Here is a 17,775-nt window from a genome sequence, read left to right as displayed (position 1 = left end):
AGCGATGATCCGAAGATATGATCGATTATCCAAATATATGAGCGATGATCCGAAGATATGATCGATGATCCGAAGATATGATCGATGATCCGAAGATATGATCGATGGCCGGAATATATGATCGATTACCCAAATATATGAGCGATGGCCGGAATATATGATCGATTATTCAAATATATGAGCGATGATCCGAAGATATGAGCGATGGCCGGAATATATGATCGATTACCCAAATATATGAGCGATGAGCCGAAGATATGATCGATTATCCAAATATATGATCGATGATCCGAAGATATGAGCGATGGCCGGAATATATGAGCGATGAGCCGAAGATATAAGTGATGGCCGGAATATATGAGCGATGAGCCGAAGATATAAGTGATGGCCGGAATATATGATCGATTACCCAAATATATGAGCGATGATCCGAAGATATGATCGATTATCCAAATATATGATCGATGATCCGAAGAAATGATCGATTATCAAATATATGAGCGATGATCCAAATATATGAGCGATGATCCGAAGAAATGATCGATTATCCAAATATATGAGCGATGGTCGGAATATATGATCGATTATCAGTATATATGAGCGATGGCCGGAATATATGATCGATTACCCAAATATATGATCGATGACCGGAATATATGATCGATTATCAGAATATATGAGCGATGACCGGAATATATGATCGATTATCCGAAGATATGATCGATTATAAAGGAGAAAGGTACATGAATCCGATCAATGACCGTATTAAAGATGATTTAGACATTTTATTTGTCGGTTTTAATCCAAGTATCCGCTCAGGTGAGACCGGGCACAATTACGCGAACCCCAACAACCGGTTTTGGAGGATTTTGCATGAATCGAGGCTTACTGAAAGAAAGTACAAGCCAGAAGAAGACGATCAGCTACTGGAGCTAGGTTTCGGCTTTACGAATATCGTTTCGAGACCCACCAAAGCTGCCGATGAAATAACGAAGGATGAATATAGAGAGGGAAGAACGGAACTTAGAAGGAAGATCAGTACATTTAAACCGAGAATCGTTTGTTTCGTCGGAAAAGGGGTGTATCAACAATATAGCGGAATCAAAGAACTTCCCTGGGGAGTCCAGGAACAGTCTGTCATTCCGGGAACGGTTGATTTTGTTGCTCCTTCTTCAAGCGGTTTGGTGCGGATGAAGATAGAAGATGTTATAAAAATTTATAGTGAACTGCCCAGGTTGGTTTCTTCACTTAAAACAGGTATCTAGCAAATAAAAATCAAGGAGCAGAATTTAACTATATGAAACTTGTATCATGGAATGTTAACGGTATTAGAGCTTGCGTAGGTAAAGGATTTATCGATTATTTCAATGAAGTGAATGCTGATATATTCTGCATTCAGGAATCCAAACTGCAGGCAGGGCAAATTAATCTGGAGCTCGATGGCTATTATCAATTTTGGAATTATGCAGAGCGGAAAGGATATTCCGGCACTGCAATATTCACAAAAAAAGAACCTCTATCAGTGAGCTACGGGTTCGGGGCCGCTGAAAAAGATGAGGAAGGCAGGATCATAACCCTCGAATTTGAGGATTTCTTTATGGTTACTGTTTATACTCCAAATTCCAAAAGGGATCTATCGAGGTTAGGGTACAGATTGACGTGGGAAGACCAAATTAAATCCTATCTGAAAGAATTGGATTCTAGTAAACCCCTAATCCTTTGCGGCGATTTGAATGTCGCTCACAATGAGATAGATTTAAAGAACCCAAAATCAAACAGAATGAACTCGGGTTTTACGGCGGAAGAACGCGGAAAAATGACATCATTACTGAACACCGGGTTTGTTGATACATTCAGATATTTATATCCCGAACAAGAAGGCGCATACACCTGGTGGTCTTACATGAGCAAGGTACGAGAAAGAAATATAGGGTGGCGCATTGATTATTTCGTTGTATCGAAACGATTAGCTTCATCTATCAAAGACGCACAAATTGATTCTCATATCATGGGCAGTGACCATTGTCCGGTCGTTCTTGATATCGATCTTGATTAATCTTGGGAAAATAGGATATATAATGGATAGTACTAGCCATATTTTTGACGCAATTGGTCATAATAAGCTTATCCATTCATTACAAAACAGGAGGTTAATCATGAACTCATTCATAGTCAGCTTTCATCAGGAAGATAATGTGGACACGATGCAGGTTCAGAAATTAAACCAAGAAGAATTTCGAAAGTCAACAACTGGCGGAACAAGACGTTTATTCGAATTAGATACCAACTTTGGATTTTTTATTTTTTTCGATGCTGAAGATGAAGACAGTGATCTATCATACCTTACCCTGCACTATGAAGAGGATAGTGAAGAACCAAGTGGGTGCTACTCTTTCGAGATGAAGGATTTTTATGAGTTTATGGCCCTCTTCATGCAGGATGCCTATTTTCACGAGGAAAATGATGAAGAAGAGGGAGAAGAGGAAGAGGAGTACGGACCACTTCATCACCTTGCCCATCTACTGCACCATATTGTTGAAGAAGGAAAACACTTGGACGTGTAATCTAACATCCAATATCCATGCCCCTTTGTAAAAGCAGGGGCATTTTTTATTGCTTTAATGAATGATTAGCAAAAATGGCAGAAAAATGTTTTAATGATTTTCTAAGGATTATACAGAACAGAACATGTAAGGGGACAAGAAATGATTACTTTTGATAATGTTTCAAAGTTATACCCTGACGGTACAAAAGCGGTAAATTCCTTAAGCTTGGATATAAGAAAAGGGGAATTCTTGGTCATCATCGGACCAAGCGGATGCGGGAAAACGACGATGTTAAAGATGATCAACCGTTTGATAGCGTTATCGTCAGGAACGATATTAATTGATGGTAAAAAAATCAGTGAGTATGATATCCATGAACTCAGATGGAACATCGGATATGTCCTTCAGCAGATTGCGCTATTCCCCCATTTGACGATTGAAGAAAACATCTCGATCGTGCCTGAATTAAAGAAGTGGAAAAAAGAGCAGGTCGAGGAACGGGTGGACGAACTCATGAAAATGGTAAATCTGGAACCTGAAAAATACAGGAGCAGAAAACCCAAGGAGCTTTCAGGAGGACAACAACAGCGCATCGGTGTCATTAGAGCCCTAGCGGCAGATCCGCAAATTATCCTTATGGATGAGCCATTTAGTGCTCTCGATCCGATAAGCCGTGAAAAACTTCAGGATGAGATGCTGGAATTGCAAAAAAGCATTCAGAAAACCATTGTGTTTGTCACGCATGACATTCAGGAGGCCTTAAAGCTAGGCGATCGTATTTGTGTCATGCAAGCAGGCGAAATCGTTCAGGTCGGTACACCAAAAGAGATTCTTGAAAATCCTGCCAGCCATTTTGTAAGAGATTTTATCGGAATCGAAAAGACGATCCCAACTGAAGAAATAACCATTGAAAAAGCAATGCGCCGAATAACTTCAGAGGAAGCTATGAACAATCCCTCTGTTACGATTCCTGTAACTTCATCATTAAAAGTGGCCTTGGAGCTTCTCGCTGAACACGAGAATATCGCAGTGGAACAAGACGGAGATATCATCGGCATGGTTAACAGGCAGTTGGTCATTCAGTTTATGGCCGAGAGATGGGGAGAAAGAGGGAAAGGACATGAATAATTTCTCGAAGGTATTTGCAGAAAGACAGGATGAACTTATAAGTGCACTCTTAGAGCATATTCAGATTTCTTTTATTGCACTCTTTTTCGCGATTTTAATTGCGATTCCGCTAGGCATTTACTTAACAAGGTATAAAAAAGTAGCCGAAGGAATTATTGGTGTTACGGCGGTATTGCAGACAATCCCGTCCTTGGCTCTTCTTGGACTGCTCATCCCGCTTTTCGGCATTGGTACAGTTCCAGCCATTATTGCTTTAGTTATTTATGCTTTGCTGCCAATTTTGAGAAATACCTATACTGGGATTAATGAAGTGGACTCTTCGCTCATAGAAGCAGGCAGGGCAATGGGGATGAACCGCCGAAAACTGCTAACGAAGGTAGAACTGCCACTGGCTTTGCCTGTTATTATGGCGGGGATAAGGACAGCCATGGTGCTGATTGTCGGGACTGCAACATTAGCCGCGCTCATTGGAGCAGGCGGATTGGGGGATCTAATCCTGCTCGGAATTGACCGGAATAACACCTCACTTATTGTTCTTGGTGCTATACCTGCCGCACTTTTGGCGATCCTTTTCGACTTTCTGCTCCGTCAATTTGAACGAATCTCCTTTAAAAAATCACTCATTACATTAAGCATAACTGTCATGGTCGCATTGCTTGCCATTGTGTTGCCAAATGTAATGGGAGAAGAAAAGAAAGATATTGTGATTGCCGGCAAGCTCGGCGCAGAACCGGAAATTTTAATTAATATGTATAAGCTTCTCATCGAGGAAGAAACTGATTTAAACGTGGAGCTCGAGCCTGGCCTGGGGAAAACCTCATTCGTATTCAATGCCTTGAGATCGGGCGATATTGATATCTATCCGGAATTCACAGGAACTGCGATTTCCGAGTTTTTGAAGGAAACAGCTAATAGTACAGATAGAGAACAAGTATATAATCAAGCGAGGAAAGGGATGTCCGATCAGTTTGATCTTGAGTTGCTGCAGCCAATGGACTTTAACAATACGTATGCGCTCGCAGTACCAAAATCAACAGCTGACAGATACAAAATAGAAAACATATCAGATTTAAAAAATGTCCAGCAACAAATAAATGCCGGCTTTACGCTGGAATTTTCCGACAGGGAAGATGGATACCGGGGCATCCGAAAGCTTTATGGAATTCAATTCGCAAACGTAAAGACGATGGAACCTAAACTCCGATATGGCGCAATCAAAACCGGCGATATCAATCTTGTGGATGCCTATTCTACGGACAGTGAATTAAGGCAATATAAACTTACCGTTCTAGAAGATGATAAAGGGTTATTTCCTCCATATCAAGGAGCGCCATTGTTAAGAAAGGAAACACTCGATAAATATCCTGAAATAGGAGAAACATTGAACAAACTCGCAGGAAAAATTACTGACGATCAAATGCGTGAAATGAATTACCAGGTGAATGCGGGAGGAAAGAAGGCCGGAGATGTCGCCAGAGAATTTTTGAAAACCGAAGGACTTCTTAACTAGATATTTCGTAAAGAGAGGGCCTTCAGGGTTCCTCTCTTCTTATTTTAAGGACCTGACATAGTCATCCGATAATTTAAGAAGATCGAGAATTTGTTCTAATTCGTTAATCGATTTCGTATGAGCAGGTGATACCGATCTGTTAGCAAGCAGAGTTTTTTGACCGGTATCCTTCGTTTTACCGGGGGAGAAAGCATAATACTGATTGATATATGTACCCGTAGGCGCATAGAAACGGATACCAATCAGATTATCCTTACTGTTTAGCAAGTCTGTGCCAAATACCACTTCATCTTTAAGGTTCAATCCTAGGATATTTGCGATGGTCGGATAAATATCAACTAAACCGCCAACCGTTTTAACGATTTTCCCATCAGCTTCAGAGGGAATTTTCACAATCAACGGTACATTCAGATGATCAAGCACTGGGTGGTATGGTTTTTGCAACAGTTCCTCGACTAGTTTACGATCTTTTTCATTCTCCGTTTGAAGTCCTTGATGATCTCCATAGACAGCTATTAAGGAATCTTCATATAATCCTGCTTTTTTTAAACTCTCCACAAATGTACCAAAAGCATAATCCGCATAACTGACGGACTTGATATAGGAGCCGACAGCGGAGTCTTTATATTTGCCAGGCAAATCAATGGTCAATCGTTTTTTGCTTTCTGGAAGCTCGTATGGAAAATGGCTCGACAACGCAATGATATGTGCATAAAACTTCTTTCCTGCCTGTTTATAGTTAGATAATTTTCGGATCGACTTTTTATATAACAACTCGTCTGAAACCCCATAGGAAATAAGATCATCTGAACCAAAATATTTTTTGTCATAAAACTCATCAAACCCGAGGGATCGATAAAGAGCATCCCTGCTCCAGAACTTGACATCATTTGCATGGAAAGTGGCAGTGTGATAGCCCGAGTGTTTCAGCATCCTTGGCAGACTTGGTACCTTTTTCCATTTGATTGCTGCGGACATCGAGGTCTCCCCAAGCGCATTAATGGAAGTATTGGTAATGAATTCGGCATCCGAAGTATTTCCTTTTCCGACCTGGGTATAAAAATTCGGGAAATACTGTGCTTCTCGTAAAAACGAATTAAGGTTAGGTGTTACTTCGCAATCGCCTATTTTCAGGTCCACTAAGAAGTTTTGCACAGATTCCAATTGTACGATGATGACGTTTTTATCTTTTCCCGCTGCATGAAACCGGATGTCATTAATCGTCGGGCTTACCTTTCTTTTTTGAAGCGTTTCAGCATTAATGATTTTATCGTCGCGCCATTTAGCATTTAAATCAGAAGCAGCCGATACAAACTGATAGCCGACAAGCCCTAATGTATCATATTTGTTCACTTCGCTTAATGTATTCGAAGCATTCATGATTCCGAGTGCAATAAATAGAGCAGCAGGAACTGCAATAAAACAGGCAAGCTTTTTACTGACATTCAAATTTGACGTATCGATGCGGCGTTTCAGGTCCTTCCACAAAACAAAAGCAATCAAATCGATGAAAAGCAGCAAATATTCGATTCTAAAAAGCGCAAAGACGCTATCCCTAATCGTGAAAACCTGGTTCATCTCACGAAGCGATTGATATGTAAAAATGGCATGGTAATAATCAAAATACATAATGGCGGTCATGGACAGAATGGAAACGATAGCATTAAGCAGGAATAAAAATAGGATAGAAACCCTGCCCTTTAAAAAGCTTATCATCAAAATAGGTAATGTTAAAAAAGAAATCTCCGTAAGAAAACCGGCAATATTGATTTGTTCCATAATGGAATATTTAACATATAGCGATTTTACCGCCAATGAGAAAATAGTAGTAACAGCTAAAAAGGGGAAATACTTCGACAAACTCAACCACCTGCCATCCGCTTTGAATACTATTATTCCAAATATCCATTGATGCAATACCAATTTTATTCGCAGGTATTCGTGCCAGGATAACAGGCAATAGTAATACAGAAGATCAATGTAAGCTGCTAAAAAACAGAATAGGATGTTCATGGCAAGGCAATATGTTTTAAGAAAGAACAGAGGTGGATTTCATGTTCAGGATCATTATGATCATTTCACTGGCCACTGCTTTTGGATACGGAGTATTCACGCAAGGCTGGAAAGAGGGAACAGAGCTTGGTATTTACATTTTTTTGTTAGCCGTGCAAGGGGTAGCATTGTTTTTTGTAGGGTATCAAACCGTGATGAGTTATTCAGGTTTACGAAAATTTAAGAAAACGAAAATTCTAGACCCAACAAACAAGTTTGCTGTTCTAGTCGCAGCGCATAATGAAGAAGAAGTGATCGGACAAATTTGCGAAAACTTAAAGAATCTGGATTATCCGAAAGAACTGTACGATGTTTATGTAATTTGCGATAACTGTAACGACGGTACCGCAGATGAAGTCAGGAAAACAGGAACCACAGCCATGGAACGGAACGATCCTAAGAAGAAGGGAAAAGGCTTTGGACTGGAATGGATGTTCGAAAAGCTTTGGGAGATTGAAGAAAAAGGCCATGCCTATGATGCGGTCGTCATGTTTGATGCCGATAACCTCGTCAGCAGGGATTTTCTTAAAGTCGTAAATTCAAAACTGATGGACGGTCATGAAGTGGTACAAGGCTATCTTGATTCTAAAAATCCGGATGATACATGGGTCACTAAATCCTATTCATTTGCTTATTGGTCCACAAACAGAATTTATCAATTAGTACGTGAGCAGTTAGGGTTAACCGCGCAATTAGGCGGGACCGGGGTGACCGTCTCGACAAAAGTGTTAAAGGATATCGGCTGGGGAGCCACTTCCTTAACAGAGGATTTAGAGTTTACACAACGCTATATTTTAAAAACCGGGAAGAGAGTTGCCTGGGCACATGATGCGAAATTGTACGATGAAAAACCGCTTGGGTTCGTACAATCGTTCAAGCAGCGCATTCGCTGGATGCAAGGGCATTTCGATTGTATGACAAGATACACACTTCCTTTAATCAAAGCAGGAATCAAACAAAAAAAGTTTATGCTGATCGACTCGGCTATTTACCTTATCATGCCTTCACGATCCATTCTTGCAGGAATACTCCTCATCTTCACGCTGTTATCTTATACAGGCGTTTATAAGATAGATGGGTTCCTGGGGGATGTGATTGACCGTTCCATTTTACTCAATGCATGGGTCTATGCGTTCTTCATTATTTGCTATGTCTCCCTTCCAATCATAGCCATGATTCTTGAAAACAAAGGAAAAAAGCTGCATTGGTTTGTCATTTCGTATCTATTCGGACTTTCCTGGATCCCTGTCACAATCCTTGGTTTCTTTAAGAAAAACCAGAGAGAATGGAACCATACGAAGCATACACGCGCTGTATCCATCGAGGAACTGGAAGTAGCCAGTGAGCCAGAAGATATTTTATTTGGACGGGAGCCAGTTAAATAGAATTACAATCGGCCTTCCGCAAAGGTAACCAAGGAAACCCCTTAGGATTTTTTCATGTTTGCAAAGGAGGTAGACGGCATGCCAGAGCTTCCCGAAATGGAAAACTATAGAATATTGCTCAATCAAAACATAGCAGGACAAATGATTATGGATGTACAGATTAATCGTGCAAAATCAGTAAATGTGGAGCCAGAGGAGTTTATTAAAAATGTTTCCCGGCAAAAGGTTGTTACGGTGGAAAGAAGGGCGAAACAGCTATTGTTTCACCTTGAAAACGGCTATATCCTCCTATTGCACTTAATGCTCGGCGGCAGGATGTTTTATGGAACGGATGAGGAAAAGCCCGACCGGACGATTCAAATTCAATTTTCATTTGGTGAGCAAAATCTTTACTTTATCGGTCTGCGCCTTGGATATTTACATCTCTATGATAGAACCGGACTAGAGAAAGAATTATCTGATTTGGGTCCTGAACCTATAGGGCAGGATTTTACAGTGGATGCATTCCTTAAATTAATGGAAAGGAAACGGGGGCGTTTAAAGTCGAAGTTAGTGGATCAACAGTTCATATCAGGCATTGGCAACTGTTATAGCGACGAAATTTGTTTTCACGCAAGAATCTTACCGATGCGCGAAATAAATGAGCTGAATCAGCACGACGTCACACAGCTTTATCAATCGATACGATTTGTCCTGCAGGATGCTTTAAAGCATGGCGGGTATATGGAACCTTTTTTTCAAGGCGACACGTTAACTGGGGGATATGATTCGTTATGCAAGGTGTATGATCGGCAAGGTGAAATGTGTGTAAGATGCGGGGCTGCCATTATTAAAGAGATTATTTCTTCCCGAAAGACGTTTTATTGTTCAGGATGTCAATCCTAAACGGAAGCAACAGAAGAAACGGAAGGGATTTTATGAAATTCGGTTGCCATGTGAGCATAAGAGAGGGATATTTGGGAGCGGCTAAACATACAGCAGCACTGAATGCGTCTGCCTTTCAATATTTTCCTAAAAACCCAAGAAGTCTTACAGTTAAAAAGTTTGATAAGATCGATGCAGCGTCTTGTAGAGAATATTGTCAGCAACACAGCCTGACATCTATCGCGCATACTCCTTACCCGACAAGCCTTACTCCATCGCATGATAAAAGAGAGGCCGTTATCGAATCGTTGATTAATGACTTGGAGATTGCTGAAGCTTGTGGATCTGTAGGGATCGTTGTCCACTTCGGAAGTCAAATCAGCAGCCACGATCCATTGGCGAGCTATCAATTGATGATTGAGGTGCTGAACGATGTTACATCGAAATGGGAAGGGGTTTGCAAAATACTGCTTGAAAACAACGCCGGAAAGCCTGGCAGCATCGGAACGACTTTTGAAGAACTCGTGCAGGTGAGGAACCTATGTGAGAATCCCCTAAAAATCGGATTTTGTTTGGACACTTGTCATGCCTTCGCAAGCGGGCTTTGGGATGGTGATAATTGGGAGGCTCTAGCCGTTAAAGGGCAGGAGTTATCGTATTTTAAGGAGTTATACGCGATACATTTCAATAACTCGAAATTCCAGTCCGGCCTTGGTAAAGACCGTCACGCGAATATCTTCAAAGGCGGACATATAAAGAAAAAACAATTTGAGGAACTTATAAACTCACCGGTTCTAAAAGAGGTTCCTTTTATCCTGGAAACGCCTTCTAAGGAAGGGATTACTCATAAAGATGAAATTGAACAATTACAACATACTTGGGGATAGAGATGAACGTCTCCTCAAAAAAAATAGACCCCGGAATCAAAGTCCGGAGTCCGCTTATATCTTATTCTCCAACCGTTCCAGGTGTTGCCGTAACAGAGCGGCCGCCTTTCCAGGATAGAACGAGCGTGAAGCTTATCAAAAGAATGAAGGCCCCCAAGATATAAGGGAAATTGATATTAACGTCAAACAGGATTCCTGCCAGAGCAGGTCCAATCATATTGCCGATGCTCATGTACATATTATTCATCCCGGCCACAAAGCCTTGTTCATTTCCAGCCATTTTTGACAGTAATGTATTCAGTGCCGGCCGCACCAGAGAGGTGGCCGTAAAGAACACAACTGTGATTGCCAGGATGGTCCAAAAGTTAACGGCCGCTAACAGCACAATCATCGATGCTGCTGAAATCAGGAACGTCCAGTACATCACCTTTTTTTCGCCGAAGCGAGTCAGCATTTTATCAACGATAACCGATTGAATGAACACTCCGATCAAGGCGCCAATCGTAATGATGATCGAAATATCCTTAGGTGTAAATCCGAATTTTTCATCAACATAGAGTCCGAAAATCGCTTCAAAGTTCGACAAGCCGAAGGTCATTGTAAACACAAGAACAAGAAGCATGAAGTAAGGCGCCCTGAAAGATTTTTGCAATTGTCTGATCATGCTTTCTTTTTTACGTTTATCGGAACGAGCTTGTTGCCTTGCTTCAACAGAAAGTGTTTCAGGCAACAATAGCAATGACAAAACGGTTGCAATTGCTGCAATAACAGTTGAGGTATAAAACGGTACCCTTATCCCGATTTCAGCAAGAAACCCGCCAATTCCGGGTCCGATAACAAAACCGAGCGACATAGAGGCACCGAGCAGGCCCATTCCTTTCCCGCGTTCTTCTTTTGTTGTAATATCCGCAACGTAAGCCATCATCGGCGGTATCATGAATGCTGCGCCAATTCCTCCAAGAAGCCGGGAAACATACAACATCCAAATCTCGGTTCCCACGGCAAAAATGAGCTGAGACAAAGCAAAACCAAATAAACCGACAATGAGAGGGATCTTTCTCCCATATTTATCTGAAATTTCCCCGGCGATGGGAGAAAAAATAAATTGGGTTAACGCAAAAACCGCGACAAGATAGCCCATTGCCTGACCGCCGACACCGAATTCTTTTAGGAACACCGGTAAAACCGGGATAATCAAGCCAATTCCGACCATCGCAATGAACATATTGACCATTAAAAGGACTAATGACGTCCGATTCTCTTTAAGTGATGACATACTTTTCCCCTCTTTCATCGAAAACGTACCTATGAATTTATTTAAAAAGTACCCTCTGCAATAATTAGAGGCTATTAATCTTTCCAGTTCACATCAACCAATCTTACTACATTAAATGAGCGAACAGCAATATGTATTTTACTAATGTTTGAAAATGCATGAAAGCAGAATAGTAGAAGTTTTTAAGAAATAACTTAATAATTAAGCTATGTTAAATTTTTGGATCATTTTGAAACCGTGGTTTCAAACGAATAAACCAAAAATAATATGTATCAACCATCATTTAACACAAGCTAATAACTAAAATAGCTAAATTTCAATGATGAAGTGGAAAAGGAGCTTGCGATGTCCCAACAGGATTTCACTCAAGGAAATATCATGAAGCAGATGTTTATATTTTCAACTCCGATTATGTTTACAAACCTTCTGCAGGTGTCGTATCAATTTATCGATAGCTTATGGGTCGGAAATCTTCTTGGAACTACTGCTTTAGGGGCGGTTGCCGTTTCAGGAACGGTTATTTTTACGGTTCTTTCTTTCATAATTGGAATCAATAACGCCACGCTAACGATTCTGTCTCAACAGAAGGGAGGCAATGACGAAGAAGGTTTAAAAAAATATTTAAATGCCTTCGTCGTGATCTTGACATTGTTGGCTGCTGCTCTAGGTGTGATAGGGTATTTGTTTGCTGAAAGCATTTTGATAAGTCTGGATACACCAGCCGTTATGGTTAAAGATGCAACCGCTTATCTTCGAATAAACTTCATCGGTTTTTTGTTCCTATTTGGCTATAATTTTATCAGCACGGTATTGCGAGCCCTCGGAGACAGCAAAAGCCCTTTAACATTTGTAGTGATTGCGGTTATTTTAAATGCGGTTCTGGATCCTATTTTCATCTCTGGTTTAGGTCTCGGGATTGAAGGAGCGGCCTATGCCACAATCATATCCCAAGGCATTGCCTTCCTGATTGGGCTATATACCGTCCTCCGCAGGAAACTGGTGCCGTTCAGCTGGCCTACTGCCCCTAAAAGGGAAGAAGTGACTCTTATCTTAAAAATGGGCATACCTTCCGGATTACAGATGACCGTTATTTCTGCGGGGGTTATGGCCTTAATGAGCGTAGTAAACACTTATGGGGAAGACGTAGTCGCCGGGTTCGGTGCGGCCCAAAGGATAGATAGTCTGATTATGCTGCCTGCAACGGCTCTCGGTACGGCGGTAACTAGCATGGCGGGTCAGAATATAGGTGCGAATCAATGGTCTCGTGTACACAAGATAGCTCAATATGGTGTTGTTTACAACTTGGTTATTATGCTTTTTCTTGCGATTTTAATTTTCTTATTCGCTGAATTCGGAATCAGTTTATTTATCCGGCAAGAAGATGCCTTGCAGTTCGGGTCAGATTATTTGAAAATTATCGCCTTCTTTTATCCATTTCTCGGCATCAACTTCATCTTGAACGGAATTGTCCGCGCTTCAGGTGCGATGTTTCAAGTGCTCGTCCTTAACATCATTTCGTTTTGGGTTCTACGTTATCCGTTGACCTTTTTATTTTCCGATCTCATTGGCGAGAAGGGTATAGCGTATGGGATGGGAACAAGCTTCATGATCAGCAGTGTTTTTGCTTATCTCTACTATAAATTCGGGAAGTGGAATAAACATGAGCTGTTTGTTAAAAGTGAAACATAACACTTTAAAAAAGCTTAGATTGAAATCCTAGCTTTTTTAAGTGTTATTTAAATTTCCTTTCCCGGGTTATTGACCAGAATACAAATGATGTAAAGTTGCTTTCATATATGCTTCTAGTTTCTCCTTTAATTCAGGCCTTTTAAGGGCAAAGTCGATGGTAGCCTGTAAAAATCCGAATTTGTCTCCCACATCATATCGGGAACCTTTAATAAGGTAGGCATAAATGGGTTCACTTATTAGTAATTGATCCAGAGCTTCGGTTAGCTGGATTTCCCCGTGCTTATCAGGTTGGACGGTTTCTAATATTGAAAAAATGCGCGGGGTTAAAATATACCTTCCAATGATAGCCAGTGCAGAAGGTGCTTTCTCGACGGTCGGCTTCTCGACCAAACCTTCCACTTTGTATAATCGATCCATTTTAAGGGAGTAATCGATTATTCCGTATCTAACTACATCTGGAGCGGGGACTTCATGGCAGCCTATTACGCTTGAACCTGTAAGATCATATTGGTCAATCATTTGTTTTAATGCAGGTATGTCATCATTATCGACAATATCATCACCGAGCAGAACGGCAAACGCTTCGTCACCGATGAATTTTTTTGCGCAAAGAACCGCATGGCCGAGCCCAAGCGGTTCTTTTTGCCTTACATAATGAATATTGGCGAGATTTGATATATTCTCGACCATCTCAAGCATTTCTTCTTTTCCATTCTTCATTAATGCGACTTCAAGTTCGATTGACTTATCAAAATGATCCTCGATCGCCCGTTTATTTCTTCCTGTAACAATGATAATGTCTTCAATTCCAGACTGTACCGCTTCTTCGATGATATATTGAATAGTTGGCTTATCTACAATGGGCAGCATTTCTTTCGGCTGTGCCTTAGTCGCCGGCAGAAACCGTGTCCCCAAACCCGCGGCGGGAATGACTGCTTTTTTAATCATGTTGAACCAACCCCTTCCACAGAATAGCGACTCAGACTCTTCTTACTTAGGTTTATGCTTTCTGAATCTTTCTATCCTATGCCCACCATGATGGGGGATATGAATCCGTTTTAGATTTCAACCAAGATTGAAACTTGTCAATTAGGAGAGGATAAGGAATATATTTCAGGTCGATAGCAAAAATTATAAGCATCATGAATTTATTTTATGGGGTGTAATCATTGTTTTTTAGAGTAGATAAAGAAAACTCGCCGATTGGCGAGCCTGAAAGGCGAAGTCAGAGGCGTAGTCGCACTTATGCAGATAAGAAAGTTTATACTTTCCTATCTGCTAATAAAGAGCGGAGGCTAATTGGCTGCGCATTGATTTTGATCGCTGTCTACTTGGGACCATTGTTTATTTTAGGAGAGAATGCACATATTCGGGTTCATGATAATTTAGACTCTAACATTGCCTGGTATAAGGTGTTAACCGAAAGCGGCCAGCTGTTCGGTGGGGTGACAGCGGAAATACCGCAAATCATCAATGGCTTGCCGAGAAATGCTTTCGGTACAGAGTTTAGTGGAATTGTCTGGTTGTATGCTTTGTTCCCAACAATGACTGCTTACGGGCTGAGCCAGGCAATTACCCGGTTTATTGCTTTCGTCGGGATGTATTTGCTGTTGAAGTGCCATTTTATCAAGCGGGATGAATGGGGCGTGATCAGGGTTGGGACGGCTCTTGGATTCGCGCTCACACCTTTTTGGCCATCCGGCATGTTAAGTACGCTGGGAATGCCGCTTGCTCTCTGGGCTTTCTTACATATCAGAAAGGGCGACCATTCCTGGAAAAACTACCTTGTGCTCACTCTTTTGCCGTTGTATTCAAGTTTTGTGCTCGGCTTTTTCTTTTTTCTGACTGCAATGGCTGCATTTTGGCTTGTCGACGTTATCAGAGGGAAGGGATGGAATTTCCGTTTTATATGCTCGATAGCCTATATGACGTTCATCTACATGTTAGTCGAATACAGACTCGTTCATTCCTTTCTTTTTTCTACAGAAGGAAATAGCCGGGATGAATATTTTCACGCAAGGCTTCCGCTATGGAGATCCGTTCGCCTGACTTTTAAGAATTTTGTGCTGGGGCATATACACGTGATGACGGTGCATGGTCTTATTATGCTTCCAATCATCCTATTTGCTCTTTACTTGGTGATCAAGCATAAATTATGGAGAAAAGAGAACGTGTTTGTCTTCTTGTTAGGATTGAACTTTTGCCTCTCCGCATGGTATGCGTTCTGGTTTTACAAAGGCTGGCTGCCTTTAACGGAAAGATTTCATTTTTTGGATACGTTTAATTTTGCCAGATATCATTTTTTGAGACCGCTAGTCATATATCTTGGATTTGCGCTTGCCTTGAAAATTATTTGGAATTGCACGAAAAATAAACAATCGATCACAGCCATCATCATCGCTCAAATTATTGTCCTGTTTGCGTTTAATGATGAAATTATTTATCAAAAGAAGCCTACCGTGAGAGAATTTTATGCCGAAGAATTATTCGATGATATAGAGGAATATATCGGGAGACCTAAAGAGGATTATCGGGTCGCAAGCATTGGCATACATCCGGCGATCGCCCAGTATAACGGGTTTTACACGCTCGATACGTACAATAATTTTTATCCGTTACGCTATAAATACAAGTTTCGCAAAATAATTGAAGAGGAATTGGCGAAAAATAAGACTCTCCGGATTTATTTTGATGAATGGGGAGGGAGATGCTATCTGTTTACAGATGAACTGGGCAAGCATTACATGATTAGAAAAGATTCTAAAAAGCGATTAAAGCACCTTGATGTAAACACCCAGGCATTTAAAGACCTTGGAGGATCCTATCTGTTTTCAGCACTTCCGATTGAGAACGCAAGCGACATCGAGCTTCATTTGGAACAAGTTTTCACCTCCAAACAAGCAGCATGGAAAATTTACTTATATAAAGCTACATAAACACCTAGGAGGTTGCATGTATGTCTGAACCAATTCTTACGATTGTAGTACCTTGTTTTAATGAGGAGGACGTTCTGCCCGATACGATTAGCCAGCTACAAAACCTGTTAGCAAGCATGACCGCCCGTCAGCTTGTTTCCGATAAAAGTAAAATCTTATTCGTTGATGATGGAAGCAAGGACCGTACATGGCAGATCATCCATAAAGAAAGTTTAAAAAATGAATGGGTAACCGGTTTGAAGCTCTCAAGAAACGCTGGGCATCAAAACGCGCTCCTGGCCGGGCTGTTCACGGCAAAGAATGTGTCCGACTGCGTAGTCTCCATTGACGCGGACCTGCAGGATGACATCGCGGTTATTGGGGTGTTTGTTGAAAAGTACCGGGAAGGATTTGACGTTGTGTATGGTGTCCGGAGAAAACGTGAGAGCGATTCATTCTTTAAACGAAGCACAGCGGAAGGCTTTTACAAATTCATGAACAAATTAGGCGTGGACCTAATCTATAATCACGCGGACTTTCGGTTAATGAGTAAAAGAGCCGTTCAGGAATTGGAACGATTTGAAGAAGTAAATTTGTTTTTACGCGGAATTGTGCCGCTTATTGGCTTGAGCTCCGCAAAAGTCCACTATGATCGCAAGGAACGAATGGCAGGGGAGACCAAATATCCTTTGAAAAAAATGCTTGCCTTCGCGTTCGACGGCATTACTTCCTTTTCCGTAACGCCAATCCGGTTTGTCTTGTTCGTTGGCATCCTTTCCTTTGTAATCAGCTTTTTGTTCGGCTGTTACTTTTTCATTCTAAAGTTTTCTGGGAATACGACCACCGGCTGGACATCGTTGATTACCTCGATTTGGCTTATTGGAGGATTGCAGTTAATTGCCATTGGCTTGATTGGAGAATATATCGGCAAAATCTACAAAGAGTCCAAACGCCGCCCGAAATATATTATCGATTTGGATTCCTATTCACTGCCGATGTCGCTTCATTTAAAAAATAAAGAAAGAGCGGATGATGACACATTTAGCCTTGATTTTAGAGACCTGCCTGAAACGAACTAATTCCTTTGTCCGCTTTTTACTGGTAGGGATCATCAATACAGGTATAGGATTATCAGCTATTTTCATTCTCATGAACACTTTTCATGTGAGCTATTGGTTCTCCACATTTATTGGGAACGGGGCAGGTGCTGTAATCAGCTTTTTATTAAATAGAGCATTTACATTCAAAAGCGACGTGTCCATTAAAAAAGGTGGTCTATTGTTTGTTTCTGTCATTCTCTCCTGTTATTTTGCTTCGTACAGCACGAGCAGCTGGGTCAGTGAACGGATCCATATCACTCCAGTTTCACAACAAGATTTGGCCGTGTTTCTTGGGAGCTGTATTTACACGATTACAAACTACATCGGCCAGAAGTACATCGTATTTAAGGAGTTTTCGAAATAAAATAGAAAAAGGGCCGTTATTACTACTTTATTACGAGAATAATGATGTCAAAACAGGCA

General features: G+C 41.1%; 15 protein-coding genes. 12 read left to right on the top strand and 3 right to left on the bottom strand.

Annotation, left to right across the window (positions count from 1 at the left end):
- The first annotated feature begins 743 nt into the window (after positions 1-743).
- The 5 genes from D0463_RS09315 to opuFB all read left to right on the top strand — a co-directional run bounded on the left by D0463_RS09315 (position 744) and on the right by opuFB (position 5,184).
- A complete protein-coding gene (locus D0463_RS09315) occupies positions 744-1,265 on the top strand; it encodes a mismatch-specific DNA-glycosylase (protein ID WP_117307126.1) in 522 nt (173 codons plus the stop codon).
- A gap of 32 nt (positions 1,266-1,297) precedes the next feature.
- A complete protein-coding gene (locus tag D0463_RS09310; RefSeq protein ID WP_117307125.1) occupies positions 1,298-2,056 on the top strand; it encodes an exodeoxyribonuclease III in 759 nt (252 codons plus the stop codon).
- Positions 2,057-2,156: 100 nt separating this feature from the next.
- Positions 2,157-2,564 carry a cytosolic protein gene (locus tag D0463_RS09305; RefSeq protein ID WP_117307124.1) on the top strand — a complete coding sequence of 136 codons (408 nt, stop codon included), beginning with the start codon at positions 2,157-2,159 and terminating at the stop codon, positions 2,562-2,564.
- 141 nt (positions 2,565-2,705) lie between these two features.
- Positions 2,706-3,674 carry an ABC transporter ATP-binding protein gene (locus D0463_RS09300; protein WP_117307123.1) on the top strand — a complete coding sequence of 323 codons (969 nt, stop codon included), beginning with the start codon at positions 2,706-2,708 and terminating at the stop codon, positions 3,672-3,674.
- Entirely contained in the window at positions 3,667-5,184 is a 1,518-nt protein-coding gene (gene opuFB / locus D0463_RS09295) for an osmoprotectant update ABC transporter permease/substrate-binding subunit OpuFB (RefSeq protein WP_117307122.1), read from the top strand. Before D0463_RS09300 ends, opuFB begins: the two co-directional genes overlap by 8 nt.
- Before the next feature lie 39 nt (positions 5,185-5,223).
- Here opuFB and D0463_RS09290 read toward each other — a convergent pair whose 3' ends face one another.
- Positions 5,224-7,044: an LTA synthase family protein gene (locus tag D0463_RS09290; protein WP_160118390.1), complete on the bottom strand. Its 1,821-nt coding sequence runs from the start codon at positions 7,042-7,044 to the stop codon at positions 5,224-5,226.
- A 194-nt stretch (positions 7,045-7,238) separates the two neighbouring features.
- Between D0463_RS09290 and D0463_RS09285 the strand changes: the two genes are divergently transcribed.
- From D0463_RS09285 to D0463_RS09275, 3 genes are all read left to right on the top strand, one after another.
- A complete protein-coding gene (locus D0463_RS09285) occupies positions 7,239-8,621 on the top strand; it encodes a glycosyltransferase family 2 protein (RefSeq protein ID WP_117307120.1) in 1,383 nt (460 codons plus the stop codon).
- Between the two features lie 78 nt (positions 8,622-8,699).
- Positions 8,700-9,506, top strand: coding sequence for an Fpg/Nei family DNA glycosylase (locus D0463_RS09280; protein ID WP_117307119.1), 807 nt, complete (start codon positions 8,700-8,702; stop codon positions 9,504-9,506).
- A 32-nt stretch (positions 9,507-9,538) separates the two neighbouring features.
- A complete protein-coding gene (locus D0463_RS09275; RefSeq protein WP_117307134.1) occupies positions 9,539-10,372 on the top strand; it encodes a deoxyribonuclease IV in 834 nt (277 codons plus the stop codon).
- Between the two features lie 61 nt (positions 10,373-10,433).
- Here D0463_RS09275 and D0463_RS09270 read toward each other — a convergent pair whose 3' ends face one another.
- Positions 10,434-11,648, bottom strand: coding sequence for an MFS transporter (locus tag D0463_RS09270; RefSeq protein ID WP_117307118.1), 1,215 nt, complete (start codon positions 11,646-11,648; stop codon positions 10,434-10,436).
- Positions 11,649-11,993: 345 nt separating this feature from the next.
- Between D0463_RS09270 and D0463_RS09265 the strand changes: the two genes are divergently transcribed.
- Complete coding sequence (locus D0463_RS09265; protein ID WP_117307117.1) at positions 11,994-13,337, top strand: MATE family efflux transporter; 1,344 nt, start codon at positions 11,994-11,996, stop codon at positions 13,335-13,337.
- A gap of 66 nt (positions 13,338-13,403) precedes the next feature.
- Here the strand turns inward: D0463_RS09265 and galU are convergent, their stop codons facing one another.
- Positions 13,404-14,285, bottom strand: coding sequence for a UTP--glucose-1-phosphate uridylyltransferase GalU (gene galU, locus D0463_RS09260; protein WP_117307116.1), 882 nt, complete (start codon positions 14,283-14,285; stop codon positions 13,404-13,406).
- Positions 14,286-14,506: 221 nt separating this feature from the next.
- On the opposite strand from galU, the gene D0463_RS09255 reads away from it, so the two are divergent.
- From D0463_RS09255 to D0463_RS09245, 3 genes are read left to right on the top strand one after another with little or no spacing between them, the layout of a single operon-like run.
- Complete coding sequence (locus D0463_RS09255) at positions 14,507-16,273, top strand: DUF6044 family protein (RefSeq protein ID WP_301950636.1); 1,767 nt, start codon at positions 14,507-14,509, stop codon at positions 16,271-16,273.
- A gap of 20 nt (positions 16,274-16,293) precedes the next feature.
- A complete protein-coding gene (locus tag D0463_RS09250) occupies positions 16,294-17,331 on the top strand; it encodes a glycosyltransferase family 2 protein (protein WP_117307115.1) in 1,038 nt (345 codons plus the stop codon).
- Entirely contained in the window at positions 17,285-17,716 is a 432-nt protein-coding gene (locus D0463_RS09245; RefSeq protein WP_117307114.1) for a GtrA family protein, read from the top strand. The genes D0463_RS09250 and D0463_RS09245 overlap by 47 nt, the downstream gene beginning before the upstream one ends.
- Positions 17,717-17,775: the final 59 nt, after the last annotated feature.

The organism is Bacillus sp. V59.32b (genome assembly GCF_003429085.1).
Taxonomy (GTDB): Bacteria; Bacillota; Bacilli; order Bacillales; family DSM-1321; genus Peribacillus.
This window is presented reverse-complemented; position numbering and strand designations above follow the sequence as displayed.

Coding starts and splice junctions, on each gene's coding strand:
- D0463_RS09315 (WP_117307126.1), top strand. CDS start 744: ATGAATCCGATCAATGACCGTATTAAAGATGATTTAGACATTTTATTT.
- D0463_RS09310 (WP_117307125.1), top strand. CDS start 1,298: ATGAAACTTGTATCATGGAATGTTAACGGTATTAGAGCTTGCGTAGGT.
- D0463_RS09305 (WP_117307124.1), top strand. CDS start 2,157: ATGAACTCATTCATAGTCAGCTTTCATCAGGAAGATAATGTGGACACG.
- D0463_RS09300 (WP_117307123.1), top strand. CDS start 2,706: ATGATTACTTTTGATAATGTTTCAAAGTTATACCCTGACGGTACAAAA.
- opuFB (WP_117307122.1), top strand. CDS start 3,667: ATGAATAATTTCTCGAAGGTATTTGCAGAAAGACAGGATGAACTTATA.
- D0463_RS09285 (WP_117307120.1), top strand. CDS start 7,239: ATGTTCAGGATCATTATGATCATTTCACTGGCCACTGCTTTTGGATAC.
- D0463_RS09280 (WP_117307119.1), top strand. CDS start 8,700: ATGCCAGAGCTTCCCGAAATGGAAAACTATAGAATATTGCTCAATCAA.
- D0463_RS09275 (WP_117307134.1), top strand. CDS start 9,539: ATGAAATTCGGTTGCCATGTGAGCATAAGAGAGGGATATTTGGGAGCG.
- D0463_RS09270 (WP_117307118.1), bottom strand. CDS start 11,648: ATGTCATCACTTAAAGAGAATCGGACGTCATTAGTCCTTTTAATGGTC.
- D0463_RS09265 (WP_117307117.1), top strand. CDS start 11,994: ATGTCCCAACAGGATTTCACTCAAGGAAATATCATGAAGCAGATGTTT.
- galU (WP_117307116.1), bottom strand. CDS start 14,285: ATGATTAAAAAAGCAGTCATTCCCGCCGCGGGTTTGGGGACACGGTTT.
- D0463_RS09250 (WP_117307115.1), top strand. CDS start 16,294: ATGTCTGAACCAATTCTTACGATTGTAGTACCTTGTTTTAATGAGGAG.
- D0463_RS09245 (WP_117307114.1), top strand. CDS start 17,285: ATGACACATTTAGCCTTGATTTTAGAGACCTGCCTGAAACGAACTAAT.